Raw genomic sequence first — 23,229 nt, 5'->3', positions numbered from 1 at the left:
TGTGGAGGATGAGCGAAGACACCGACCTGATGACGCTTCCCCAGGTCGCAGAGCTGCTGCAGAGGCCGCCCGCGACGCTGCGTTGGCTCCGGAGCAAGGGGGAGGGTCCCCGGTCAGCCGTCATTGCAGGCCGAATCACCTATAGGCGTCGGGACGTTCTGGACTGGATCGATGCGCAGTTCGCCGCCGACGACAGCCGCCCGGTGCGCCAGGCCGCGAGCGCCTGAGCCGCGACGTGCGAGCCCGCACCAACACCCACCCGGCTCGCTCCACGTCACCGACCACCAGGACCGCGAGAGAGGCCAACCCGTGAGCCACGCGGCGATCAGCTGGGCAACCCACGCCGAGCAGAGCGGCACGATGGACGCCTCGCACCGCCTCGTGCTCGTCATCCTCGCCAGCCACGCCGACCCCGAGGGACGAGGAGCCTGGCCCTCCGCCCAGACGATCAGCGACCGCCTGGGCATCGACAAGCGATCCGTCCGACGCTCGCTGAAGTGGCTCCAGGAGCACGACGTGATCCGCAGGGGAGACCAGGCCGCCGTGCACCACGTCCCCGAGGGGAAACGACCTGTCGTCTGGGACCTCGCCATGCCGGCCGATGGGGTGACGAGACCGTCACCCCTGACGAGACCGTCACGGGTGACGAGCACGACCAGCAGGGGTGACGAGACCGTCCGCGGAGGGGTGACGAGACCGTCACCCAAACCAACTACTAGAACAACAACAGAACCCACCCCCCAAACCCCCCACCCCGGCACGACCCGTCCGCGCTCGCTGCGCGACGACACGTGCGAGCACGGGGACCCCGGGGGAGCAGAGCTGCACCCCAAGTCCCACGAGCCCCGGTGCGCGCTCTGCCGGGCACAGTTCCGGGCGCAACGGGCGGCCGCGTCATGACACCCCGCCTCGATGACCTCGTCCGCGACCGCGACGGAGACCTCGTCCCCGCCGACGTCCAGGACCGCCACGACTGTGACCGCGGATGGACCGGACCCGCGTCCCAGCCCTCGCCCTGCCCTGTCTGCCGGCCCGAGACTGTCGCACGCCTCGCAGAGCAACGCGCACGAGCCCAGGCACGAGCCGCAGGCATCTACGCCGCCCCACGAATACGACCGGCGCTCGCAGCCGGCCCCGACCAGCCCAGCACCGACGACCCGCCTGAGGAGGCACTCACGATGAGCACGACCAGCACCACCTCCCCGACCACCACCACCAGCAGCGCCACGGCCACGACACCCGCGACCGTCCGTCTCGACCTCGCCGGCGACGACGTCGGCCTCGTGGTCGAACAGCTGCGCGAGGCGGCCGACGCGATCGCCTCCACGGCCATGCTCGACGCCTCCGACATCGTCACGTCCGGGCGCGACACCAGCGGCGGAGCACGTGACCCCAGGACCCGCGCCCTGCACCTGGCCCAGCGCCTCGCCCGCGCGATGGACTTCCGACGCATCGCGGACGAGCTGACGAGCGCCCGGACAGCCGCAGAGACCGCCACCACGACCGAGGAGAAGACCCGCCGATGACCCGTTGCCAGCACCAGCACGTCGACCGCCAGGTGTTCAGTTCTGAACACCTGGACGAGACCATGCCCAACCGCCCCAGCACGAGCGACGTCCCGGACGTCCCGATCCTCTTCCCGTCCGACTCGATCGAGACCGTCATCGAGGCGCTGAGCGGGTATGCCGACGAGCTGCGCCGCACGGCCGGCGAGGGACGACGGCACATCATGACCGGAGCGAACGTGATCCCGGCCGTGAACGCCCTCGTCCAGGCTGGGGAGGAGACCCTCATCGCGGAGGCGGACGAGCTGGACACCCTCGCCGCCCTCGTCGCGTCCCAGGCCCCCGACCACGAGCGACCGAGGACCGCCCCGTGACCGAGGACTACCGCGACGAGCTGACCGGGTGGAGGCTCTACTACTTGCACCGTGGCCGGTTGTGCGCGCCGTTCGTCGGGGACCTGTCTCCCGTCGAGCAGGACGAGCAGGCTGTCTGCGTCAGCCCGATCCACGGCACTCCCTCAGGTGAGCAGCACGACCCGCCCGCGCTCGGTTGCTACTGCGGGTGGCGCATCGCGGACAACCTCGACGCCCTGCGCCCGGCCGTCCCCGCGATCTGCGAGCCGGCGCGCAAGGTCCCTGTCCGCGACAGGCTCCTGGCTGAGAATCCCCGGCGCGTGCACAACCCGCCGTGGAACGTCCCGGACCACGTCCTCGCGCACTGGGACTGGCCCGCGCCGGCCCTCGTGCGCGTGCGGGGCGCGGGTGGCGTGCGCCGCGTCGATGACGTGGCCGAGCGTCAGGAGGAGCTGGAGGCACACTTCGAGGGCACCGGCTTGGAGCTCATCCGCGAGGGCAGGGGCATGTGGCGCGCCGCCCGCGTCCTCATCGTCGGCCCGATCATCACAGGTCTTTCACCCGACCCGGCCCGATTCTGGCCCAGAGAGACCTATGCCGCAGCCGACCACTACGGGGTGTCCGTGCACGTCGCCGCCCAGACGTTCCCCGAGGTCTTCGAGCGGGTCGCCGCGGGATGGATGCCACCCCCGGCGCTCTGCCGAACGCCCCGTCTGGCGGTGCACCCATGAGCGGCAGCACGGTTGACGTCCTGGAACGCGAGCGGGCTGCCGAGACCGCCTCGCTGCACGCCCTCTCCCGCAGCGCACGAGCAGCTGACGTGCGCCGATCACGGGCCCTGTCCGACTACCACGAGACGGTGCACGAGGCCCACCGTCTGCGCGCGGCCGCACGCACCCTGCCGGGCGCGGCCGCCGCCGCCCTCGTCGTAGAGGCCGAGGACCTGGAGCAGGACGCCCGTGAGCACCAGCAGGCGGCCGCCACGGCCGGCGAGGAGGCCCGGGAGGCACACGAGCACATCGCCCGCGCCCAGGCCCGCGTGGCCGAGCTCGACGCCGCCCTCGCCCGGTTCTCGCTGAGACGACCGTGAGCACGACCCGACCCGCCCTGTCCCCCGTCGCGCCGCACCAGGCGCGACGGGGGAGGGGCACCCCCTCGAATCATCGGAGGGGGTGGCCTCGTCAGAGCCCGCCAGTCCTCTTCTCTCCCTCCCCGAGGTCCCAGCCGCATTCCGGGAGGCCCCGCGCGGAGTTACGCGGCACCCAGGCGTGCCCCCTGGCCTGCGAGGACACCCTCCAGAGCCGATGAGCCGAGCAAGGCAACATCTGGCAACATCAGGAGACGAAATCGCCCTCCGCGCCGGCACGCTCCGCCTCGCTCTCGGCTCCCCGCAGGCTGTCGTGCACCTCGCGAACCTCGTCGCCTACGCGGAGGACGAGCTCGCCCGCCTGGACGGGATCACCGCTCAGGCCCCGGCCGTCCAGCTCGCCCGCGACGTCCTGACGGAGGCCTACGCCGCGGCCGTCCACGACCTCCAGGAGGACGACGGGCCCCGGCCGGACCCGATCACGACCGAGGAGGAGCACCTGAGCACGCGCGAGGCCGCCTCCCGGCTGGGCTGCTCTCCCCGCAACGTCTGCGCCCGCATCGCCCGCGGGTCCCTCCCCGCACGCAAGGAGGCCGGCCGATGGGTCATCCCCGCCGCTGCGCTGACCCGGCACCGCCTCCACGTCCCGACCCCTCCCGCGCCGCCCGTCGATCCCCGCTCGAGCGACCCCTACCTGCGAGCGCTCGCGGTCCTCTCCTCGCTCGATCCTCACGGCCTGGACTACATCGCCCGGTGCGCGACCTACGCCGAGCACCGCACCGCGGCGGACGTCCGCGTGACCCACGGCCCCCCGCGCGTCGTGCGGAACCTCCTGGCCCTGGCACGACGACTGCTCACGGAACCTCGCGGAAGATCGGAAGTTCCGACCCGCACGGACGGGGCAGGCTCTGACCTCATGGAGTGGATGACCACCACGGCGGCCGCGGACGAGCTGGGCTGCACGCCCCGCAACGTCTGCGACCTCATCGCCCGTGGGTCCCTCCCCACGCCCGGAACAGCGGCCGCGCCTGGCTCATCCCCGCCGACGACGTCCGCGCCCGTCGTGACCACCTCGCACAGAAAGTCTCCCCATGACCATCCAGCACCACACGCCCCTCGTGAACGCGCTCGCGGCCCGTCTCGGTGTAGACCTCGCCACCATCACCGGATCCGGAGCGGGCGGCCGCGTCACGGCCGACGACGTCCGCGCCGCAGCACCCCCGCGGCAGAGCGCGCCCTCGCCCCAGGTGCCCCCCAGGGCCACCTCCGCCCGTGCCTCCGGCGAGAAGGTCACCTACCGCGCATCCAACGGTGAGACGGTCACCGTCTCCACAACGGCGCTGAACCCGCTCCTGGACGAGATCAAGCAGTCCAAGCCCGAGCTTGCACGGCACATGCTCGCCGCCCAGCCGGCCCCGACCCTCTTCGCGACCGGAGACCTGCCGGTGTTCACCGCGTCGGGGATCGACCCGTCCCGTCTGCGTGAGCTCCCCTGGCACGTCCGGCACGCAGCGGCCCGGGCAGACAGCCGCGCCGCCCTGGCTCTCTTCGAGCGATTCACCCCCGCGGACGAGATGCGCTCAGCAGAGGCCGAGATGGAGCACGGCCACGACAGCAGCAACGCCGACTACCGCGACCGGATGCGGCACTGGGAGATGACGGCCGGCATCAGCAACGAGCTCTACCCCTGAGCAGCCGCCCCCCCGAACCTGCCCCGTCCTGAGCGTCAACGTCACGTCCCCCTCTCTCCTCCGGGTGACGAATCGAAGGTGAGGCCCAGCGCCGGCCACGGGCCCTTTCTGCCGGGGCCGACGCGAGCACCAAAGGCCCACCTGCGCCCAGGACGGGGCACACAACCCAGGAACTCCCCCGGCCGAGCCTCGCGAACGTGAGAACCATTCTCGATACGCTCTACTCGTGCACCGAGCGCTGGAAGGCCTGAGCCCCACCGTCGAGTGGGAGACGTTCTGGATCATCCGCGCCGAGGTCGAGGACGCCGGCGGCACGCTCCCCTGCACCGACGACCCGCGGCACACCTCCGACGACCCGCGGGAACGCGCCGAGGCCGCCGAGGTGTGCGCGTTCTGCCCCGCGCTGACAGCGTGCTCAGCCGCTGCCCTCTCCAGCGGGGAGGACCACTACGTCTGGGGCGGGGTGGACCTCTCCCCTCGACGCCGCAAGGCCACGGCCGACCCCGACGCAGCCTGACCCGCTACTGTCCTACCGGGGGCGCTCGCGGCCGAGCGCACCAGGCGCGGCCGGCGTGCTCTCTGGCGCTCCAGGCGGCACCGCAGGCACGCGCCCTCGTCCCGGCCCTCGCCCTCCTCGTCCTCGAACGGTGCGAAGGCCTTCCCGCAGTCCGTGCACGTCGCAGTGCGAGCCGCGGTCACGGCCTCGATTGCGACGTCCAGCTCCTGCCGCAGCTGGAGCAGCGACTCCAGCTCGACGGCCCGCGGGACGCCCCCGCCGACCCGCAGCGCGACGGACGGCTCCGGCTCTGTCTCGGAGGAGCCCAGCCACACGCTGAACACCTCCTCGTGGTCCCCGGCCGGCAGGACCTGGCGCACCAGGACCCTCCAGTGACTCTGTGGCCTCTGCCCCGGCTCGTGACGCTCCGACTCGCACCACGACGGGCACGCGCTGTCGGACGTCGGTGGGATGATCTTCTCGTTGGTGCGGCTCATGACAGTTCGGTCTCCTCAGGTTGTGAGCTGGAGGGGGTCGGCCCCGGTTCGTGTCCCGGGAGCCGGCCCTCTTCGACGTCTCTTCTCGCTACCGCTGGAGCGCGACCTCTGAGCAGCCTCTGTGCACATCCAGTGCACAACTGCCCCCACGACCCACCAACACCCATCGACCTCTCTCGACGCATCGTCGCAGGTCAGCCAACGGATACCACTTCCGGTGAGCCACGCCATACAGGGTTGAAAGTCCCTCGTAATGAATAGGTCAAGGGTTCGATTCCCTTAGGCGGCTCGTCCCAGCAGCACCCCGGCCCGTTCCACGGCCCGGGGTGCTGCTGCGTCCGGGGTGCTGCCGCGCGTCGTCGGTGGCAGCCGCCGGAGAGGTCAGTCGTGGGAGGGCATCGGCCAGCGCGCCGTGGACAGGCCGGCGTCCTTGGCCCGCTGCACGGCCTCCTCGTAGCAGCGCTCGGCCTCCTCGCGGCCTGCCCAGTGGGCGCCCTCCACGGACTTGCCCGGCTCCAGGTCCTTGTAGACCTCGAAGAAGTGCTGGATCTCCAGGCGGGTGTGCTCGCTGATGTGCTCCAGCTCGCGGATGTTGCTCTTGCGCGGGTCGTCGGCCGGCACGCAGATGATCTTGTCGTCGCCGCCGGCCTCGTCGCGCATGTGGAACATGCCGATCGGTCGTGCCGCGACCAGGCATCCCGGCCAGGTCGGCTCGTCGAGCAGGACGAGGGCGTCCAGGGGGTCGCCGTCCTCCCCCAGCGTCTCCTCGATGTAGCCGTAGTCGGCGGGGTAGCGGGTCGCGGTGAACAGCATCCGGTCCAGCCGGATACGGCCGGTCGCGTGGTCGACCTCGTACTTGTTGCGGCTGCCCTGCGGGATCTCGATCGTCACGTCGAAGTGCATGTGCGCTGCTCTCTTCTGGTGGGTTCGGCTTAGGCTCTAGCCCACAGTGTTCCCTATCCGGGGGAGCGCCGACCACGGAGGGCAGGAAACGGTGCACCGCTCCCACGTCCGCACCGTCGCCTCGGCCCTGACCCTGGGTGCGCTGCTCGCCGGGGCCCCCGCGCTCGGCGCCCCGGACGACGGGGGCGCGACCTCCGCGCCCGAGGACGCCGTCACGACGACCTCGCCGGACCCGGCGGGGGCCACCTCGGCGCCCGCTCCCACCAGCCCGGCCCAGGTGCGGCCGCTCATCACCACGACGACCTCCCCGCTGGGGCAGGTCGCCGACGGCCCGGTGCCCGACCCGGCCCAGGTGGAGGAGGCGCTGGAGGACGAGCTGGACAGCCGGTGGCTGGGCCCGGCCAACCGGCGCGCGGTCGCCGTGCGGGACGCGCTGACCGGGGAGCACCTGCTCGACCGCAACGCCGACCGCCTGCTCACGCCCGCCTCCACCACGAAGATCCTGGCCGCCGCCGCGGTGGTCACCGGGCTGGACGTCGGGGACACCTTCGCGACGCGGGCGGTGCGGGGCGCCGGGCCGCAGGACCTCGTGCTGGTCGCCGGTGGCGACATGCTCCTCGCCCGGGGGGAGGGGGACCCCGACGCCGTGGCCGGGCACGCCGGGCTCGGCGACCTGGCGGCCCAGGTCGCCGAGGCCCTGGCGGAGGACGGGCCGGGCGGTCCGGTGCGGCTGCAGGTGGACCTGGGCCACGCCGCCGGGCCGGACGTCCTGGGCTCCTGGACCGACCTGTGGGTCTCGGAGGGCTACACCGGCCGGATCGTCCAGCTGGGCCTGGAGGAGGACCGCGCCCTGCCGTTCTACCCGTCCCCGGACGACCCGGCGCAGGAGGCGGTCCGGGCCTTCGCCGCCGCCCTCGTGCAGGAGGGCGTCGCGATCCTCGCCGAGGACGGTGCCGAGATCAGCGACCCCGAGGACCTGGCCGAGCTGCCGGACGTGCCCGAGGTCGAGGTGCCCCCGGGGGAGGCCACGGCCGACGGCACGGACCCCGACCCGGGCGGCACGACCTCGGCCGGGGACGCGGGCGCCGCCACGCAGGGTGCGGGCGTGGCCGAGGAGCTGGGCGTGGTGCGGTCGGCCCCGGTGCGGGACGTGCTCGCCCTCGCCCTGGCGACCAGCGACAACGCCATGGTGGAGCAGCTGTCCCGGCAGGCCGCGGTGGCCGCGGGCCGGTCCGGCGACCAGCAGGACGTCACGGCGTGGGTCCAGGAGACCCTCGTGTCGACCTACGGCGTGGACCTCACCGGCGTGGAGCTCGCCGACACGAGCGGGTTGTCGGACGGGACCCGCCTGCCGGCCCGGGTCGTCGCCGACCTGCTCGTCATGGGGGCCGACGGGAGCCATCCCGACCTGCAGGAGGTGCTGGCGGCCGGAGGGCTGCCGATCGCCGGCTACACCGGGACGTTGGCGACCCGCTTCCACCTGCCGGTGCACGGCCCGGCCATCGGCACCGCCCGGGCCAAGACCGGGTCGCTGCCCGGGGTGACGTCGCTGGCCGGGACGGTCGTCACCGCGGACGGCCGCCTCCTCGTCTACGCCCTGGGCGCCGACCGGATCGGCCGGGACGGCGCGGTCCTGGAGGCCCGGTCCGTGCTCGACGAGATGGTGGCCGAGCTGGCCCGCTGCGGCTGCTCCTGAGGGCGCGGGCGTTCGCGCGGACCGTCCGCACCGCATACCGTCGGGCCATGACCACCAGCCCCGACCCCCACGGCCAGACCGGCACCGAGCCCGGGGGCGCCCCGCCGCCGGCCACCCCGGACGACGACGCCGAGGGCCTCGCCGGCCACGACCTGGTCGACTGGGACCTCGCCGCGGCCGCCGCGCGCCGGCTCGTGCCCCCGGGGCCCCGCGCGGGCCGCGCCGAGATCGAGCAGCTCGTCGCCGAGCTCCGGTCCGCGGGCGCACGCGCGGTCGAGCCGGTGGCGACCACGGCACGGCTGCGCACGCCCCCGGGGACCCCGCCCGCCCTCGTCGTCGACCGTCCGGGGTGGATCGCCGCCAACGCCGCGTCGATGGGAGCCATGCTGGCCCCCGTCCTCGACGAGGTCGTGTCCAGGAAGCGGGTGGCCGACCGGGCCCGGGCCCGGACGCGCGGCAAGGAGCTGGCCGAGGTCGGCCCCACCGCCCAGCGGATCGGCTCGGCGGTCACCGGCACGGAGGTCGCCGGGATGCTGTCGTGGATCTCCACCAAGGTGCTGGGCCAGTACGACCTCGCGCCGCAGGGCACGCCCCGGCTGATGTTCGTGGCCCCCAACATCCTGGCCGCCGAGCGCGAGCTGGACGTGGACGCCGGGGACTTCCGCCTGTGGGTGGCGATGCACGAGGAGACCCACCGGGTGCAGTTCACCGCGGTGCCCTGGCTGCGGGAGCACCTCATCGAGCAGGCCCGCTCCGTGGGTGCCCGGATGATGCCCGAGCCGGACCAGCTCGCCCAGCGGCTGGGGGAGATCGTGTCCCAGGTCCCGGGCGTGCTGCGCGGCGACACCGACATCACCCAGGTGCTGGCCAGCCCCGAGCAGCGTGAACGGCTCGCCGAGGTGACCGCGGTGATGTCCCTGCTCGAGGGGCACGCCGACGTCGTCATGGACGAGGTGGGCCCCAGCGTGATCCCCACGGTGGCCACCATCCGGTCCCGGTTCACCGAGCGGCGCAAGGGGGCCGGCGGCGTCGACAAGCTGCTGCGGCGGCTGCTGGGGATGGAGGCCAAGATGCGTCAGTACCACGACGGCGCCGTCTTCGTCCGGGCCGTGACGGACCAGGTCGGCGTGGACGGCTTCAACGCCGTGTGGACCTCGCCGCAGACCCTGCCGCGGCCCACCGAGATCGCCGAGCCGCACACCTGGGTCGCCCGGGTCCACGGCTGACCCGTCGGTCGCTCCCGTGCCCGGGCCGCACCCCGCCGTCGCCGCCACCCGCGTGGCCGTGCGCCGGACGCTGGCGTCCCTGCCGACGGCCGGGCCGGTGCTCGTCGCCTGCTCGGGCGGGGCCGACTCCCTCGCGCTCGCCGCGGCCACCGCGTTCGAGGCGTCCCGGGCGGGGCTCACGGCCGGTGCCGCCGTCGTCGACCACGGGCTCCAGGACGGCTCCCGGCGGGTCGCCGCCGAGGCCGCCGAGGCGTGCCGGGCGCTGGGCCTGAGCCCGGTGGAGGTCGTCCGGGTCGACGGGGCCGCCACCCCGGCGTCGGGTCCGGGGCCGGGGCCCGAGGGGGCGGCGCGGCGGGCCCGGTATGCCGCGCTCCTGGCGGCGGCCCGCCGGCTCGGGGCGGTGGCGGTCCTCACCGGGCACACCCGGGACGACCAGGCCGAGCAGGTGCTGCTGGGCCTGGCCCGCGGCTCGGGGGCCCGGTCGCTGGCCGGCATGCGCCCCGTCCGCGCCCTCGGGGCGGACCCGGAGGTGCGGCTGGTCCGACCGTTCCTGGGGGTCGGCCGGGCCCAGACCGTGCAGGCCTGCGGCTCCCTGGGGCTGACGCCCTGGACCGACCCGCACAACGCCGATCCCCGCTTCGCCCGGGTGCGTGCCCGTCTGGCGATGGTCCTGCTCGAGGACGAGCTCGGCCCGGGGCTCGTGGCCGGCCTGGCGCGGTCGGCCGAGCTGCTGCGCGACGACGCCGACGCCCTCGAGGAGGTGAGCGCCAGGGCGTACGAGGACCTGGGACCGCCCCCGTGGGAGGTGCGCGCCGTGCGGGCCCTGCCCCCCGCCGTGCGTCGCCGGCTCTGGCGCCGCGTCGCCCTGGCCGAGGGCAGCCCGGGCACCGACCTCACCGGCGAGCACCTGCGCGCCGTCGACACCCTGGTCACGGACTGGCACGGGCAGGGGCCGGTCCACCTGCCCGGCTCGGTGCGGGCCCGGCGGGAGGGCGGCCTGCTGCACCTGGGCCGTCCGTAGTTGAATGGCCACGAACGCTGCACCCCGACCCCGGGACGTTCGACCCGGGACGACGACCCCCGACACGAAGGAGCAGGCCCGTGGATGCCGAGCACATGGGTGCCGACCTGGAGGACGTGATGTTCACCGAGGAGCAGATCCAGCAGCGGCTGGCCGAGCTCGCGTCGCAGGTGTGGCAGGACTACGCCGACAAGGACGTGCTCCTCGTCGGCGTCCTCAAGGGGGCGGTCATGGTGATGGCCGACTTCGCCCGGGCCCTGCCGGGGTCGGCGGAGATGGACTGGATGGCGGTCAGCAGCTACGGCTCGGGGACCAAGTCCAGCGGGGTGGTGCGCATCCTCAAGGACCTGGACACCGACATCAGCGGCCGGCACGTGCTCATCGTCGAGGACATCATCGACTCCGGGCTGACGCTGAGCTGGATCCGCACGAACCTCGAGTCGCGCCGCCCCGCGTCGGTGGAGATCTGCACGCTGCTGCGCAAGCCCGAGGCGGCCAAGGTCTCCATCGACGTGCGCTACGTCGGCTTCGAGATCCCCAACGCCTTCGTCGTGGGCTACGGGCTGGACTACGCGGAGAAGTACCGCAACCTGCGCGTCATCGGCACCCTGGCGCCGCACGTCTACAGCTGACCGGGGGGTGCCAGGGGGCGCGGCCCCCCGGGTGATGGAACACTGGCCCCCTGCCGCACGTTGTCGGCAGGAGACCCGTGCCGACATCGAACGATCAGGAGGACCGGGGCCAGCGCGTCCGACCCGCGCCGACCCCGACGCGACCACATGAGCACCGCCAAGCCGCGACCCCGACCCAAGCCCAGTCCGTGGATCTGGATCTTCCTGTTCCTGGGCATGGGCATCCTGTGGTTCTCCCTGCTGTCCCCCAGCGCGTTCACCCGCATCGACACCGTCGACGCCCTGGAGCTCATCCGGGACGAGAAGGTCGCCGAGGCCGTCGTCACCCCCGACCGGGTGGACCTGACGCTCAAGGAGGGGGAGACCTTCTCCAGCCCCGACGTGCGTGAGACCGGGCAGGTGCAGGCCTACTACGTGGAGGCGCGGGGCGAGCAGATCATCGCCGCGCTGGACGAGAACCCGCCGAGCGAGACCTGGACCGACGACCCGGCCCGGCCGAACGTGTTCGTCTCGATGCTGGTCAACTTCCTGCCGCTGCTGCTCATCCTGGGTCTGTTCCTGTGGCTGATGACGCGGATGCAGGGCGGCGGCCGGGGCGTCATGCAGTTCGGCAAGTCCAAGGCCAAGCTGGCCACCAAGGACATGCCCAAGGTCACCTTCGCCGACGTGGCCGGCGCGGACGAGGCGGTCGAGGAGCTGCACGAGATCAAGGAGTTCCTCTCCGAGCCCCGCAAGTTCCTCGAGGTCGGGGCCAAGATCCCCAAGGGCGTGCTGCTCTACGGCCCTCCCGGCACCGGCAAGACCCTGCTGGCCCGGGCGGTCGCCGGGGAGGCCGGCGTGCCGTTCTACTCCATCAGCGGGTCGGACTTCGTCGAGATGTTCGTCGGCGTCGGCGCCTCCCGCGTGCGTGACCTGTTCGAGCAGGCCAAGGAGAACGCCCCAGCGATCATCTTCGTCGACGAGATCGACGCCGTCGGCCGGCACCGCGGCGCCGGCATGGGCGGCGGGCACGACGAGCGCGAGCAGACGCTGAACCAGCTGCTGGTGGAGATGGACGGCTTCGACGTCAAGACCAACGTCATCCTCATCGCGGCCACCAACCGGCCCGACATCCTCGACCCCGCGCTGCTGCGCCCGGGCCGCTTCGACCGGCAGATCGCCGTCGAGGCCCCCGACATGCTCGGCCGGCTGCACATCCTCCAGGTGCACGGCAAGAGCAAGCCGCTCGCCGACGTGGACCTCATGGCGATCGCCCGCCGGACCCCCGGGTTCTCCGGCGCCGACCTGGCCAACGTGCTCAACGAGGCCGCGCTGCTGGCCGCCCGCAAGAACGAGAAGGTCATCAACGACCACGACCTCGACGAGGCGATCGACCGGGTCATGGCCGGCCCGCAGAAGCGGACCCGGGTGATGAGCGCCAAGGAGAAGAAGATCACCGCCTACCACGAGGGTGGGCACGCCCTGGTGGCCGCGGCGATGAACCACACCGACCCGGTGAGCAAGGTGACGATCCTGCCGCGCGGCCGCGCCCTGGGCTACACGATGGTGCTCCCGGCGGACGACAAGTACTCCACGACCCGCAACGAGCTGCTCGACCAGCTCGCCTACGCCCTGGGCGGCCGGGTCGCCGAGGAGCTGGTCTTCCACGACCCCACCACCGGGGCCGCCAACGACATCGAGAAGGCCACCGGCCTGGCCCGCAAGATGGTCACCCAGTTCGGGATGAGCGAGCGGGTCGGGGCGGTCAAGCTCGGCTCCGCCGGCGGCGAGGTCTTCCTCGGCCGCGACATGGGCCACGAGCGGGACTACTCCGAGGACCTGGCCGGCGTCGTCGACCAGGAGGTCCGCCGGCTCATCGAGGCCGCGCACGACGAGGCCTGGCACGCGCTCAACGACAACCGGGACGTCCTGGACGCCCTCGTCCTGGAGCTGCTGGAGAAGGAGACGCTCAACGCCGCGGCGATCGCCGAGATCTTCAAGGACGTGCGCAGGCGCCCCGAACGGCCCGTGTGGCTCTCCTCCGACAGCCGGCACGTGCACACCGAGGGGCCGGTGCTCACCGAGGCGGAGAAGCACGCCATGGCCAACGGCCACGGGCCGGCGGCCGAGGACGGGCAGGAGCACCCGCCGCACAAGGTCGTCGAGGTCCCGGAGGGCGGGTATGTCGACCCCGGGAACCGGTGACCCGGCCCAGCAGGCGGGCCCGGGCACTGACCCGGGCACGGACCCGGGCGGCGACGCGTCCCGGCCGGTCCTGACGGACGAGGCCGACGCCCCCGGCGGGCCGGTCGTGCAGGAGGTCGACCACGACCGGATCGCGGCGGCCGTGCGCGAGATCCTCCTCGCCGTCGGCGAGGACCCCGACCGGGACGGCCTGCGGGACACCCCGGCCCGGGTCGCCCGGTCCTACGCCGAGGTCTTCTCCGGGCTGCGCCAGGACGCCTCCGAGGTCCTCGGGACCCGGTTCGACGTGGAGCACGACGAGATGATCATCGTGCGGGACATCGCCCTCTACAGCGTGTGCGAGCACCACCTGGTCCCCTTCCACGGGGTGGCCCACATCGGCTACGTCCCGGGCCGGGACGGGCGCGTCGTCGGGCTGTCCAAGCTCGCCCGGCTGGTCGACGTCTACGCCCGCCGGCCCCAGGTGCAGGAGCGGCTGACCACCCAGATCGCCGAGGCGCTCGTCGACCACCTCGACCCCGGCGGGGTGATGGTCGTGGTCGAGGCCGAGCACCTGTGCATGTCCATGCGGGGCGTGCGTCGTCCGGGCGCGCGGACGACGACCTCGGCGGTGCGCGGCATGCTGCGCGACCCCGCCACCCGGGCCGAGGCGATGAGTCTGATGACCGGCCGGAGCACGTGACCGTGGTGCCCCCCGTCGCCGACCTGGTCCGACCGGGCCCGACCCGGATCATGGGCATCGTCAACGTCACCCCCGACTCCTTCAGCGACGGCGGCCGCCTGCCCGACGCCCGCGCGGCGGTCGAGCACGGCCGTCGCCTCGCCGCGGAGGGTGCCGACCTGCTGGACGTGGGGGGCGAGTCGACCCGCCCGGGGAGCACGCGTCCCGACGAGGCGGAGGAGATGGACCGGGTCCTGCCGGTCGTCGCCGAGCTGGCCTCCCTGGGGCACGTGGTCTCGGTCGACACGATGCGGGCCTCGGTGGCCCGTGCCGCCCTGGAGGCCGGCGCCGCGGTCGTCAACGACGTCTCCGGCGGGCTGGCGGACGAGCGTATGCCCGGCGTGGTGGCCGCCGGCGGCGCCCCGTTCGTGGTCATGCACTGGCGGGGGCTGCTCAGCGACCCGCACGCCCGGCCGCACTACGACGACGTCGTCGCGGAGGTCTGCGCCGAGCTCGCCGACCGGGCCGCCGCCCTGACGGGCCAGGGGGTCGACCCCGCGCAGATCGTGCTCGACCCGGGTCTGGGGTTCTCCAAGGACGCGGCGCACAACTGGACCCTGCTGGCCCACCTCGACCGCGTGCTCGACCTGGGACACCCCGTCCTGCTCGGGGCCTCCCGCAAGCGCTTCCTCGGGCGGCTGCCCGCCCGGCCGGGCGCACCGCTCGACGAGGACGCCCCGGCGAGCGAGCCGGCCGACCGGGACGTGGCCACCGCGGCGACCAGCCTGCTGGCCGCCCGGGCAGGCTGCTGGGCGGTGCGGGTGCACGACGTCACCTCTACCCGGGACGCGCTGGCCGTGCACGAGATGACGGAGCGGCACCGTGGCTGACCTCGCCCGGGGCGACCAGGTCCGGCTCACCGGCGTGCGGGCGCGCGGCCACCACGGCGTGTTCGAGCACGAGCGCCGGGACGGCCAGGACTTCGTCGTCGACGTGGTGCTCGGCCTGGACCTGGCGCCGGCCGGCACCACCGACGACCTGTCCCGGACGGTGCACTACGGCGAGGTCGCCGCCGACGTCGTCGCGGTGGTCGAGGGACCGGCCCGGGACCTCATCGAGTCCGTGGCCGAGGAGATCGCCGCCGTGGTCCTGGCCCGCCCCGCGGTCGAGACCGTCGAGGTGACCGTGCACAAGCCGCAGGCCCCCGTCGGCGTGCCCTTCGACGACGTCGCCGTCGTCGTCCGCCGCCGTCGGGACGTGCCCGTCGTCATCGCCGTCGGCGCCAACCTGCCCACCGACGACGGCAACGACCCCGCCCGCACCGTCCGGGCCGCGGCACGCGCCCTGCACCGCGTCCGCGGCCTGCGCGCGGTCCGGCTCTCCCCGCTCTACACCAGCGCCCCCCTCGGCGGGCCCACCGTCGCCGGGCAGCCGGACTACGTCAACGGGGTGGTCCTCGCCCGCACCAGCCTGGCCCCGGCCACCCTCCTGGCCCGGCTCCACCGGCTCGAGGAGGAGCACGGTCGGATCCGCCAGGTCCGCTGGGGCGCCCGGACCCTGGACCTGGACCTGGTGCAGTACGGCGACCCGCTGGCCGGCACCGACGTCCGCTCCGCGACCACCGACCTGACCCTGCCGCACCCGCGGGCCTCCGAGCGGGCCTTCGTGCTCCGGCCCTGGCTGGACCTGGACCCCGACGCCCACCTGCGGACGGGGCGGGACGTGCGCGCGGTGCGCGACCTCATACCCTCCCTGGTGGACCAGGAGCTGCACCCGCTGGAGGAGGGGACGTCGCGATGAACCCGGCCGAGGGGGTCCGCCCCGCCACCGGTGTCCTCGTGGGGGTGCTGACCGGGATGGCCGGCTGGCTCGTGCTGCAGCTGCTGCGCTCCCTCGGCGCCGGGTACCCGGTGATCTCCTGGCTGGGGCTGGTGCCGCTCGTCGCGGTGACCCTCCTGGTGCTCGTCCTCAGCTGGCAGATCCGGCGCTACCTCCGCGGCAGGGGGACCGCCCGGCCGAGCCCGCAGCGGGGGCGGGGGACCCTCGTGGGCGCGCAGGCGGCCGCCCTCGGCGGTGCCGCCCTCGTGGGGTGGTACCTGGCCAACGCGGTCGTGCACCTGCCGAACGCCGACGTGCCGGGGGAGCGCGCCCAGCTGGTCTGGGGGCTGGTCCACGCCGGGGCCGCGCTGCTGCTCTCGGTGGTGGGCTACGTCGGCCAGGCCTGGTGCCGGATCCCGCCGGGCGAGGGGGACGACGACGACGGCGACGAGATCCCCGACGCCGACCTGGCCTACGGCTGAACCGGCCTACAGTGGCCGGGTGAGCGAGCACGGCAACACCCCCGTCGAACCGGCCTCCGTCACCGGGCGCACCTCGCTGTGGCCCGGGCTGGCCGACCCGGAGCACTCGCGGTGGTACGTGGAGCGGTTCCGCGTCATGGGGGCCCGCGGCGACGACGTGGAGGGCGAGTCCCGGCTCGTCGACGTCCTGGCCCCCCGGGGTGCCCGCCTGCTCGACGCCGGCTGCGGCCCGGGCCGGCACGGTGGCCACCTGGCCCGGCTCGGCCACGAGGTCGTCGGGGTGGACATCGACCCCGTCCTGGTCTCAGCCGCCCGCGAGGACCACCCCGACGCGACCTGGCTGGTCGCCGACCTGGCCACCCTGGACCTGGCCGCCGAGGGGCAGGAGCGGCCCTTCGACGGCGCGCTGCTCGCCGGCAACGTCCTGGACTTCCTGCCGGTGGAGCACCGGGCCGCCGCCCTGGGCCGGGTCGCGGCCGCCGTGCGGCCCGGCGGCTTCGTGCTCGTGGGCTGCCGGGTCTCCCGGGGGTTCACGCCCGCCGACCTCGACGCGGCGCTCCCGTCGGCCGGGCTCACCCTCCAGCACCGGTTCGCGACCTGGGACCTGCGCCCCTGGGACGAGGACGCGACGTTCGCGGTGAGCGTGTTGAGGCGGACCGGGCCCGGCTCCCGTTGACCCCCGTCGCCTGGGGCCTCGCCGTCGTCTTCGCGGTCCTCGCCGTGACCGACTGGACCGTCGTCGGGACGGGACGCCGGGCCTGGCGGCCGGTGACCAAGCCGTCGGCGCTGGTGGCGCTGATCGGCGTGACCGTCACCCTCGAGCCCGTCGACCCGGCGGTCCGGTCCTGGATGGTGGTCGGGCTGGTGCTGTCCCTGGCGGGGGACGTGTTCCTCCTGGGCTCCCGGCGCTGGTTCGTTCCCGGCCTGGTGTCATTCCTGGCCGCCCACGTGGCGTACGTGGTGGGCCTGCTGCTGGCACCGACCTCCCCCGGATGGATGCTGGTCGGCCTCGCGCTCGTGGCGGCGGCCGCCGTCGCCGCCGTCCCCCGGCTCGCCCGCCTCCGCCGGGGCGAGCACGCCTCGCTCCTGGGCCCGGTCGTCGCCTACCTGGTCGTGATCTCGGCCATGGTGGTCACCGCGTTCGGGACGGCGCACCCGTGGGCCGTGGCGGGGGCCGTGCTCTTCTACGTCTCGGACGCCACGCTGGCCTGGAACCGGTTCCTCACGGAGCACCGGTGGGGCCCGACGGTGGTCATGGTCACGTACCACCTGGGCCAGGCCGGCCTCGTCGGCTGGCTCGTGCAGGGCTGACGTCGGGGGCCGTCTACCGGTCGACGTCGCCCACGACGAAGAACATCGACCCGAGGATGGCCACCATGTCGGCCACGACGGTGCCGGGCAGCATCTCGCGCAGCACCTGGACGTTGTTGAACGACGCCGAGCGCAGCTTGAGCCGGTGGGGGGCCTTGTCGCCGCGGCTGACGAGGTGGTAGCCGTTGAAGCCCAGCGGGTTCTCGGTCGCCAGGTAGTGCGCCCCCTCGGGCACCTTGAGCACCTTGGCAGCCGGGTGTCGTAGGGGCCCGGACCCAGCTCGCGCAGCCGTTCCGTGCACGCCCGGGCCAGGTCCAGCGAGACGTGCACCTGCTCGGCGAGCACCTCCAGCCGGGCGTAGCAGTCCCCCTCCTCCCGGGTCACCACCCGACCCGGGCCGCCCTCGCGGAAGAGCTCGGCGTAGGCCAGGTAGGGCTCGTCCCGCCGCAGGTCCACGTCCAGGCCGGAGGCGCGGGCGATCGGCCCGGACACGCCGTAGGCCAGGACGTCGGCCATCTCCAGCACGCCCACCCCGCGCGTGCGGGCCAGGACGATCTCGTTGCCCAGCAGCATCGACTCCAGCTCGGGCATCCGCTCCCGGACCTGCTCGACGGCGGCGTCGACCCGGTCCAGCCAGCCCTCGGGCAGGTCGTGCAGCAGCCCGCCCACACGGTTGGCCATGTAGTGCATCCGGCCGCCGGAGTACTCCTCCATGACGGCCTGCAGCTCCTCCCGCTCCCGGAAGGAGTAGAACATCGGGGTGATCGCGCCCAGCTCCAGCGGGTAGGACCCCAGGAACATGAGGTGGTTCAGGACACGGCCCAGCTCGGAGAGCAGCGTCCGGGTCCAGGTCGCCCGTTCGGGCACCTCCATCCCCAGCAGGTGCTCGACGGTCAGGGCCACGCCGACCTCGTTGTTGAACGCCGACAGCCAGTCGTGCCGGTTGGCCAGGACGAGGATCTGCCGGTAGTCGCGGACCTCGAAGAGCTTCTCGGCCCCCCGGTGCATGTAGCCGATCACCGGCTCGGCGGCGATGATCCGCTCCCCGTCCACGGTCAGCCGCAGCCGCAGGACGCCGTGCGTGGCCGGGTGCTGCGGGCCGATGTTGAGCACCATCTCGGTGGTGCTCACCCCGCCGACGCCGGCGGCGCCGAGGGAGACGTCCAGGTCGCGGGTGCTCACCTGGGCCACCCTAGCCCGCCGGGGGGTCCTCGTCGGGGCGGCCGCGGCCCGCGGCGGACGGTCCGACGGGCACGAGCACCCAGCCGAAGTCGCCGAGGCCGCCGGGGGCGGTGAGCGCGCCCAGGGCGGCGCGGCGGGCCAGCCGGGCCAGGTATGCCGCGGGGTCGGCCCGGGCGAGCGCGTGCGGCACGGGGGGCAGGAGCGCCCCGCCGGTGCCGGCCGCGCCGTCGGCCGCCGCGCCGTCGTCCTCCAGCAGCCCCAGCAGGGCGGCGCGCTGGGAGGTCGACGTCGCGGCCGGGCCCAGGTGGTCCACGACGCTGTCCCAGGCCACGTGGGCGGTCAGGTCGCAGCAGCCGTCCGGGACGGGGTCGACCTGCCGCCCGTCGCGGTAGCCCGTCAGGGTCCCCCCGGGCGGCCGGTCCGCGCGGGTGTGCCCGTAGTCGACGAGCAGGACCAGCCCCTGGTCGACCCGGGAGACGAGGTCGGCGGCGGCCCGGTCGCGGGGGCGGCCCACCTCGGCCCGGTGCACCTGCCGGCCCAGCCACCGACGCGCCCAGGCCAGGTCCGGGGGCGAGGCGACCGGGCCGAGGACCTCGATGCCGTCCTCGTGCACGGCGAGCTCGCGCCATACCCCGGCGTCGTCGCGGGCGAGCACGGGGCAGGGGACGACGTCGAGCCACTCGTGGGCCAGCACGAGGGCAGACCGCAGGTCCCGAAGGTCGGCGGGCAGGGAGCCGCCCCCCGGGGAACGGGTCCACCGGTCCACGGGCAGACCGGACGGGCGCCCGACGACGTCGACCCCGTGCAGCCGCAGGTCCGGCGCGAGACGGTGCACCTCGGCCAGCAGCTCGCCGCGACCGGCACCGACGTCGACCACCTCGTGCAGGCCGTGCCGCCGGCACAGTCGCACGACGGCCTCGGCCAGCACGGCGCCGGCGCCGGGGATGCCCTGCGCGGAGGTGTGGAAGTGCTCCGCGGGCGCGTGCGAGCGGTAGAAGCCGTCGTCGCCGTAGAGGGCCTCCGCCCACGCCTCGGCCCAGGGTCTCGGCGGACCGGGCGCGCCGTGGCGGGGCTGCCGGTCGGGTGCACCCCACTACTGTGCCGCACGTGGACCTCCTCGACGTCGCTCGGATCGTGCTGGGCCTGGTGCTGCTCGTGGGCGGGGGCGAGCTGCTGGTGCGTGGTGCCTCGGCGCTCGCCGTCCGCTCCGGGCTGACCCCGCTCGTGGTGGGTCTCACGGTGGTCTCGGTCGCCACGTCGGCGCCCGAGCTGGCGGTCACCACCGGGGCCGCGCTGCGGGGGGAGACCGAGCTGGCGCTGGGCAACGTCGTCGGCTCCAACATCGCCAACGTGCTGCTCATCCTCGGGGTCTCGGCGCTCATCCTGCCGCTGACGGCCCGGCGACGGATCGTGCGGGTCGACGTGCCCGTCATGCTGGCGCTGGGCGTGCTCGCCCTGCTGCTGTCCCTCGACGGCCGCATCGGCGTGGGGGACGGCGTGGTGCTGCTGACGATCTTCGTCGCGCACCTCGTGGCCAGCGTGTGGATCGCCCGGCGCGACCCCGGCGACGGGCCGGCCCCCGCCCCGGGCACCGAGGAGGGGCGGGGCGAGGACGAGACGGCGGGGCCGGACGACGGCGTCCTGCCCCTGTGGGCGGCCGTGCTGCTGGTCCTCGGCGGGGTGGTCCTGCTGGTGGTCGGGGCGGGCCAGCTGGTCTCGGGGGCCACGGCCGTGGCGACCGCCCTGGGCGTCAGCGGTCTCGTCGTCGGCCTCACGGTGGTGGCGGTCGGCACCTCGCTGCCCGAGCTGGCCGCGTCCGCCGTCGCGGCGCTGCGGGGGGAGCGCGACCTGGCGCTGGGCAACGTCGTGGGCAGCTGCATCGCCAACCTCGGCCTGGTCCTGGGCCTGCCCGCGCTCCTGGCCCGCGGGCTGGACGTCCCGGCCGCCGTCCTGGCCCTCGACCTGCCCGTCATGCTGGCGACCAGCCTGGTGCTCCTGCCGGTGGCCTTCACCGGGTTCGTCGTCGCCCGCTGGGAGGGCGGCCTGTTCGTCGCGCTCTACGGCGCCTACGTCGGCTACGTGGTGCTCCAGGCGACCTCCCACGACGCCCTGTCCGGCTTCACCACGGTGATGACGCTCTTCGTGCTGCCGTTCGTGGTCCTGGCGGTGGCCACGACCGCCGCCTACGAGCTGGGGCGGATCTCCGAGCGGCGACGGCGCGCCGCGGCGGGCGGCTGAGTCGGATCGGTCGGGTCCTGGGTCGGTCCTGGCCCGTGCTCGAGCGCAATGTCGTTTTCCTGCTGGACCGGACCACGGCCTGGACCGCAGCATGGAGGGGTGCAGCTCGACCACGACCGGTGCGTGACCGCCGTCCGCAGCAAGGACCCCCGTTTCGACGGGTGGTTCGTCACGGCGGTCACCAGCACCGGGATCTACTGCCGACCCAGCTGCCCGGCGATCACCCCCAAGGTGGCCAACCTCTCCTTCTACCCCTCGGCCGCGGCGGCGCAGCGGGCCGGCTTCCGGGCCTGCCGCCGGTGCCTGCCCGACAGCACCCCGGGGTCCCCCCCGCTGGCGGCCACGGGCCGACCTCGTCGCCCGGGCGGTGCGGCTGGTCGCCGACGGCGTCGTCGACCGCGAGGGGGTGCGCGGCCTGGCCGACCGGCTGGGCTACTCCACCCGGCAGCTGGAGCGCCTGGTCACGGCCGAGCTGGGGGCCGGGCCGCTCGCCCTCGCCCGGGCCCGGCGGGCCCAGACGGCCCGCACCCTGCTGGAGTCCACGGACCTGTCCGTCTCCGACGTGGCCCACGCGGCCGGGTTCGGCAGCCTCCGGGCGTTCAACGACACCGTCCGGGCGGTCTACGCCACCACCCCGACCGCGCTGCGACGGGCCGCCGCAGGCCGGCCCGCGTCCGCCGGCCCCGCACCGGAGCGCCCCGCCGGGTCCGCCGCCCAGGTCGAGGTGCGGCTGCCGTTCCGGGCCCCGCTGCATCCGGGGAGCCTCGCGGACCAGCTGCGCACCCGGGCGGTCCCGGGCCTGGAGGTGTGGCGCGACGACGGCTGGGAGCGCGCACTGGACCTGCCGCACGGTCCTGCGCTGGTCCGGGTGGAGGTGCCCTCCCCGGGGGCCCGGCACGTCCGGGTGCGGCTGCGGCTCACGGACGTGCGGGACCTGGCGGCGGCGACCGGCCGGCTCCGCCGGCTGCTCGACCTGGACGCCGACCCCCACGCCGTCGACGAGCACCTGGCCCGCGACCCGGCCCTGCGCCACCGGGTGGCCGCGGCTCCCGGGGTCCGTCCGCTCGGGACGGTCGACCCCGACGAGACGGCGCTGCGCGTGGTCCTCGGGCAGCAGGTCTCGACGGCGCGGGCGAACGGGATGGCCGCCGAGCTGGTCCGCACGCTGGGCGCGGAGCTGCCCGTCCCGCTGCGGGAGCCAGGCGGGCCGACCCACCGTTTCCCCCGGCCCGCCGAGGTCGCCGCGGCGTCCCCGGAGGATCTCCCCGGCATGCCGCAGGCCCGTCGGCGCACCCTGCTGGCGCTGGCCGCGGCCCTGGCCGACGGGAGCATCGACCTGGGGCCGGGAGCCTCCTGGGAGGAGGCCCGCGCGACGCTGGCCGCCGTCCCCGGCGTGGGACCCTGGACGGTGGAGACGGTCGCGCTGCGCGCGCTCGGCGACCCGGACGCCTTCCCCGCCGGCGACCTCGACGTGCTGCGCCGGGCGGCCGCCGCCGGCCTGGGGGACACCCCGTCCGCGCTGACCGACCGGGCCCGCGCCTGGCGGCCCTGGCGGGGGTACGCCCTCCAGCTGCTGCGCGCCACGAACCCCCTTCCCTCCGACCGCACCCTGAACCCGCTGGAGCGACCATGAGCCCGACGACGACCCCGACCCCCACCCACGTCCATCTCGACGGTCCGCTCGGCCGGCTCCGCCTCGTCGGCGACGGGCGGCACCTCACCGGCGTCTACTTCGAGCAGCACCGGCACGCCCCGGCCGACCTCGGTCCGACCGTCGACCTGCAGGAGGCGGACCCCGTCCTGCAGGAGGCCGCCCGGCAGGTCTCCGACTACCTGGCGGGGCGACGCACGGAGTTCGACCTGCCCGTGCGGGCCCCGGGCACCCCGTTCCAGCAGCGCGTGTGGGCCGCCCTCCGGCTCATCCCCTACGGGAGCACGTGGTCCTACGGCGAGCTCGCCGCCCGCATCGGGCAGCCGGGGGCCGCCCGGGCCGTCGGGCTGGCCAACGGGCGCAACCCCGTCTCCGTCGTCGTGCCCTGCCACCGGGTGGTCGGCAGCGCGGGGGCCATCACCGGCTACGGCGGCGGCGTGGAGCGCAAGCAGGCCCTGCTCGACCTGGAGCGACGGGTGGCCGGGCTGTCCCTGCTCTGACTGTGAGGATTCCCTTCGCAGCCTGATGGTGATGGGCTGTGGCTGGTGGGCCACGGGCGTGACCCATGCTCTGACTGGCTTCGTGCCTTCCTCAG

The 23,229-nt window shown here is 74.5% G+C and carries 25 protein-coding genes and 2 pseudogenes; 23 read left to right on the top strand and 4 right to left on the bottom strand.

Going from position 1 to position 23,229, the window contains the following annotated elements; all coding sequences use genetic code 11:
• The first annotated feature begins 8 nt into the window (after positions 1–8).
• From BJF81_RS09030 to BJF81_RS09005, 6 genes are all read left to right on the top strand, one after another.
• Complete coding sequence (locus tag BJF81_RS09030) at positions 9–227, top strand: helix-turn-helix domain-containing protein (protein ID WP_075958067.1); 219 nt, start codon at positions 9–11, stop codon at positions 225–227.
• Between the two features lie 82 nt (positions 228–309).
• Complete coding sequence (locus BJF81_RS09025) at positions 310–900, top strand: helix-turn-helix domain-containing protein (protein ID WP_075958066.1); 591 nt, start codon at positions 310–312, stop codon at positions 898–900.
• A 278-nt stretch (positions 901–1,178) separates the two neighbouring features.
• On the top strand, positions 1,179–1,526 hold the full coding sequence (locus tag BJF81_RS09020; RefSeq protein ID WP_075958065.1) for a hypothetical protein: 348 nt from the start codon (positions 1,179–1,181) through the stop codon (positions 1,524–1,526).
• Complete coding sequence (locus BJF81_RS09015) at positions 1,523–1,879, top strand: hypothetical protein (protein ID WP_075958064.1); 357 nt, start codon at positions 1,523–1,525, stop codon at positions 1,877–1,879. The genes BJF81_RS09020 and BJF81_RS09015 overlap by 4 nt, the downstream gene beginning before the upstream one ends.
• A complete protein-coding gene (locus tag BJF81_RS09010; RefSeq protein ID WP_075958063.1) occupies positions 1,876–2,589 on the top strand; it encodes a hypothetical protein in 714 nt (237 codons plus the stop codon). The genes BJF81_RS09015 and BJF81_RS09010 overlap by 4 nt, the downstream gene beginning before the upstream one ends.
• The gene (locus tag BJF81_RS09005; protein WP_143780759.1) at positions 2,586–2,948 is read left to right on the top strand and encodes a hypothetical protein; all 363 of its coding nucleotides are present in this window, start codon (positions 2,586–2,588) and stop codon (positions 2,946–2,948) included. The genes BJF81_RS09010 and BJF81_RS09005 overlap by 4 nt, the downstream gene beginning before the upstream one ends.
• Before the next feature lie 244 nt (positions 2,949–3,192).
• Here the strand turns inward: BJF81_RS09005 and BJF81_RS17465 are convergent, their stop codons facing one another.
• Positions 3,193–3,387 (bottom strand): hypothetical protein, encoded by a 195-nt coding sequence (locus BJF81_RS17465; RefSeq protein WP_143780758.1) that lies wholly within the window; start codon positions 3,385–3,387, stop codon positions 3,193–3,195.
• A gap of 649 nt (positions 3,388–4,036) precedes the next feature.
• Here BJF81_RS17465 and BJF81_RS18620 point away from each other — a divergent pair.
• A complete protein-coding gene (locus BJF81_RS18620) occupies positions 4,037–4,636 on the top strand; it encodes an E3 binding domain-containing protein (protein WP_075958060.1) in 600 nt (199 codons plus the stop codon).
• Positions 4,637–4,862: 226 nt separating this feature from the next.
• Positions 4,863–5,153 (top strand): WhiB family transcriptional regulator, encoded by a 291-nt coding sequence (locus tag BJF81_RS08990; RefSeq protein ID WP_075958059.1) that lies wholly within the window; start codon positions 4,863–4,865, stop codon positions 5,151–5,153.
• Positions 5,154–6,010: 857 nt separating this feature from the next.
• On the opposite strand, the gene BJF81_RS08980 is transcribed toward BJF81_RS08990, so the two are convergent.
• Entirely contained in the window at positions 6,011–6,532 is a 522-nt protein-coding gene (locus BJF81_RS08980; protein WP_075958057.1) for an inorganic diphosphatase, read from the bottom strand.
• 91 nt (positions 6,533–6,623) lie between these two features.
• Between BJF81_RS08980 and BJF81_RS08975 the strand changes: the two genes are divergently transcribed.
• From BJF81_RS08975 to BJF81_RS08925, 11 genes are all read left to right on the top strand, one after another.
• Positions 6,624–8,228: a D-alanyl-D-alanine carboxypeptidase/D-alanyl-D-alanine-endopeptidase gene (locus BJF81_RS08975; RefSeq protein ID WP_075958056.1), complete on the top strand. Its 1,605-nt coding sequence runs from the start codon at positions 6,624–6,626 to the stop codon at positions 8,226–8,228.
• A gap of 47 nt (positions 8,229–8,275) precedes the next feature.
• Positions 8,276–9,454, top strand: coding sequence for a zinc-dependent metalloprotease (locus BJF81_RS08970; RefSeq protein WP_083664110.1), 1,179 nt, complete (start codon positions 8,276–8,278; stop codon positions 9,452–9,454).
• Between the two features lie 16 nt (positions 9,455–9,470).
• Entirely contained in the window at positions 9,471–10,475 is a 1,005-nt protein-coding gene (tilS, locus tag BJF81_RS08965; RefSeq protein ID WP_075958055.1) for a tRNA lysidine(34) synthetase TilS, read from the top strand.
• An 80-nt stretch (positions 10,476–10,555) separates the two neighbouring features.
• Positions 10,556–11,107, top strand: coding sequence for a hypoxanthine phosphoribosyltransferase (hpt, locus tag BJF81_RS08960; protein WP_075958054.1), 552 nt, complete (start codon positions 10,556–10,558; stop codon positions 11,105–11,107).
• Positions 11,108–11,254: 147 nt separating this feature from the next.
• Positions 11,255–13,291, top strand: a complete 2,037-nt coding sequence (gene ftsH / locus BJF81_RS08955; RefSeq protein WP_075958053.1) for an ATP-dependent zinc metalloprotease FtsH — start codon at positions 11,255–11,257, stop codon at positions 13,289–13,291.
• Positions 13,269–13,973, top strand: a complete 705-nt coding sequence (gene folE, locus BJF81_RS08950) for a GTP cyclohydrolase I FolE (RefSeq protein WP_083664109.1) — start codon at positions 13,269–13,271, stop codon at positions 13,971–13,973. Before ftsH ends, folE begins: the two co-directional genes overlap by 23 nt.
• A gap of 50 nt (positions 13,974–14,023) precedes the next feature.
• Positions 14,024–14,842 carry a dihydropteroate synthase gene (gene folP / locus BJF81_RS08945; RefSeq protein ID WP_075958183.1) on the top strand — a complete coding sequence of 273 codons (819 nt, stop codon included), beginning with the start codon at positions 14,024–14,026 and terminating at the stop codon, positions 14,840–14,842.
• Positions 14,835–15,752, top strand: a complete 918-nt coding sequence (folB, locus tag BJF81_RS08940; protein WP_075958052.1) for a dihydroneopterin aldolase — start codon at positions 14,835–14,837, stop codon at positions 15,750–15,752. The genes folP and folB overlap by 8 nt, the downstream gene beginning before the upstream one ends.
• Positions 15,749–16,252 carry a DUF3180 family protein gene (locus BJF81_RS08935; protein ID WP_075958051.1) on the top strand — a complete coding sequence of 168 codons (504 nt, stop codon included), beginning with the start codon at positions 15,749–15,751 and terminating at the stop codon, positions 16,250–16,252. The genes folB and BJF81_RS08935 overlap by 4 nt, the downstream gene beginning before the upstream one ends.
• Before the next feature lie 19 nt (positions 16,253–16,271).
• Complete coding sequence (locus BJF81_RS08930; protein WP_237770147.1) at positions 16,272–16,928, top strand: class I SAM-dependent methyltransferase; 657 nt, start codon at positions 16,272–16,274, stop codon at positions 16,926–16,928.
• 44 nt (positions 16,929–16,972) lie between these two features.
• A complete protein-coding gene (locus BJF81_RS08925; RefSeq protein ID WP_158068649.1) occupies positions 16,973–17,563 on the top strand; it encodes a lysoplasmalogenase in 591 nt (196 codons plus the stop codon).
• A 13-nt stretch (positions 17,564–17,576) separates the two neighbouring features.
• Here BJF81_RS08925 and BJF81_RS08920 read toward each other — a convergent pair.
• Positions 17,577–18,679: pseudogene (locus BJF81_RS08920) on the bottom strand (NADH-quinone oxidoreductase subunit D).
• 76 nt (positions 18,680–18,755) lie between these two features.
• Positions 18,756–19,673 carry an SAM-dependent methyltransferase gene (locus BJF81_RS08915; RefSeq protein WP_237770146.1) on the bottom strand — a complete coding sequence of 306 codons (918 nt, stop codon included), beginning with the start codon at positions 19,671–19,673 and terminating at the stop codon, positions 18,756–18,758.
• Positions 19,674–19,852: 179 nt separating this feature from the next.
• Here BJF81_RS08915 and BJF81_RS08910 point away from each other — a divergent pair, with 179 nt between their 5' ends.
• From BJF81_RS08910 to BJF81_RS08900, 4 genes and pseudogenes are all read left to right on the top strand, one after another.
• Complete coding sequence (locus tag BJF81_RS08910; RefSeq protein ID WP_075958181.1) at positions 19,853–20,983, top strand: calcium/sodium antiporter; 1,131 nt, start codon at positions 19,853–19,855, stop codon at positions 20,981–20,983.
• A 48-nt stretch (positions 20,984–21,031) separates the two neighbouring features.
• Positions 21,032–21,235 (top strand): annotated as a pseudogene (locus tag BJF81_RS19530) (Ada metal-binding domain-containing protein); the annotation flags it as partial.
• A 115-nt stretch (positions 21,236–21,350) separates the two neighbouring features.
• Positions 21,351–22,616, top strand: coding sequence for a DNA-3-methyladenine glycosylase 2 (locus BJF81_RS08905; protein ID WP_237770145.1), 1,266 nt, complete (start codon positions 21,351–21,353; stop codon positions 22,614–22,616).
• Positions 22,613–23,134 carry a methylated-DNA--[protein]-cysteine S-methyltransferase gene (locus BJF81_RS08900; RefSeq protein ID WP_075958049.1) on the top strand — a complete coding sequence of 174 codons (522 nt, stop codon included), beginning with the start codon at positions 22,613–22,615 and terminating at the stop codon, positions 23,132–23,134. The genes BJF81_RS08905 and BJF81_RS08900 overlap by 4 nt, the downstream gene beginning before the upstream one ends.
• Positions 23,135–23,229: the final 95 nt, after the last annotated feature.

Origin of the sequence: Ornithinimicrobium sp. CNJ-824 (genome assembly GCF_001942405.1) — a bacterium.
Lineage (GTDB): Bacteria > Actinomycetota > Actinomycetes > Actinomycetales > Dermatophilaceae > Ornithinicoccus > Ornithinicoccus kibberensis.
This window is presented reverse-complemented; position numbering and strand designations above follow the sequence as displayed.

Excerpts from the sequence above, each read along its gene's own strand:
- BJF81_RS08970 (WP_083664110.1), top strand. The coding sequence starts at position 8,276 with ATGACCACCAGCCCCGACCCCCACGGCCAGACCGGCACCGAGCCCGGG.
- folP (WP_075958183.1), top strand. The coding sequence starts at position 14,024 with ATGGGCATCGTCAACGTCACCCCCGACTCCTTCAGCGACGGCGGCCGC.
- folE (WP_083664109.1), top strand. The coding sequence starts at position 13,269 with ATGTCGACCCCGGGAACCGGTGACCCGGCCCAGCAGGCGGGCCCGGGC.
- ftsH (WP_075958053.1), top strand. The coding sequence starts at position 11,255 with ATGAGCACCGCCAAGCCGCGACCCCGACCCAAGCCCAGTCCGTGGATC.
- BJF81_RS08935 (WP_075958051.1), top strand. The coding sequence starts at position 15,749 with ATGAACCCGGCCGAGGGGGTCCGCCCCGCCACCGGTGTCCTCGTGGGG.
- BJF81_RS09020 (WP_075958065.1), top strand. The coding sequence starts at position 1,179 with ATGAGCACGACCAGCACCACCTCCCCGACCACCACCACCAGCAGCGCC.
- BJF81_RS08900 (WP_075958049.1), top strand. The coding sequence starts at position 22,613 with ATGAGCCCGACGACGACCCCGACCCCCACCCACGTCCATCTCGACGGT.
- BJF81_RS09005 (WP_143780759.1), top strand. The coding sequence starts at position 2,586 with ATGAGCGGCAGCACGGTTGACGTCCTGGAACGCGAGCGGGCTGCCGAG.
- BJF81_RS18620 (WP_075958060.1), top strand. The coding sequence starts at position 4,037 with ATGACCATCCAGCACCACACGCCCCTCGTGAACGCGCTCGCGGCCCGT.
- BJF81_RS09030 (WP_075958067.1), top strand. The coding sequence starts at position 9 with ATGAGCGAAGACACCGACCTGATGACGCTTCCCCAGGTCGCAGAGCTG.
- BJF81_RS09015 (WP_075958064.1), top strand. The coding sequence starts at position 1,523 with ATGACCCGTTGCCAGCACCAGCACGTCGACCGCCAGGTGTTCAGTTCT.
- BJF81_RS08980 (WP_075958057.1), bottom strand. The coding sequence starts at position 6,532 with ATGCACTTCGACGTGACGATCGAGATCCCGCAGGGCAGCCGCAACAAG.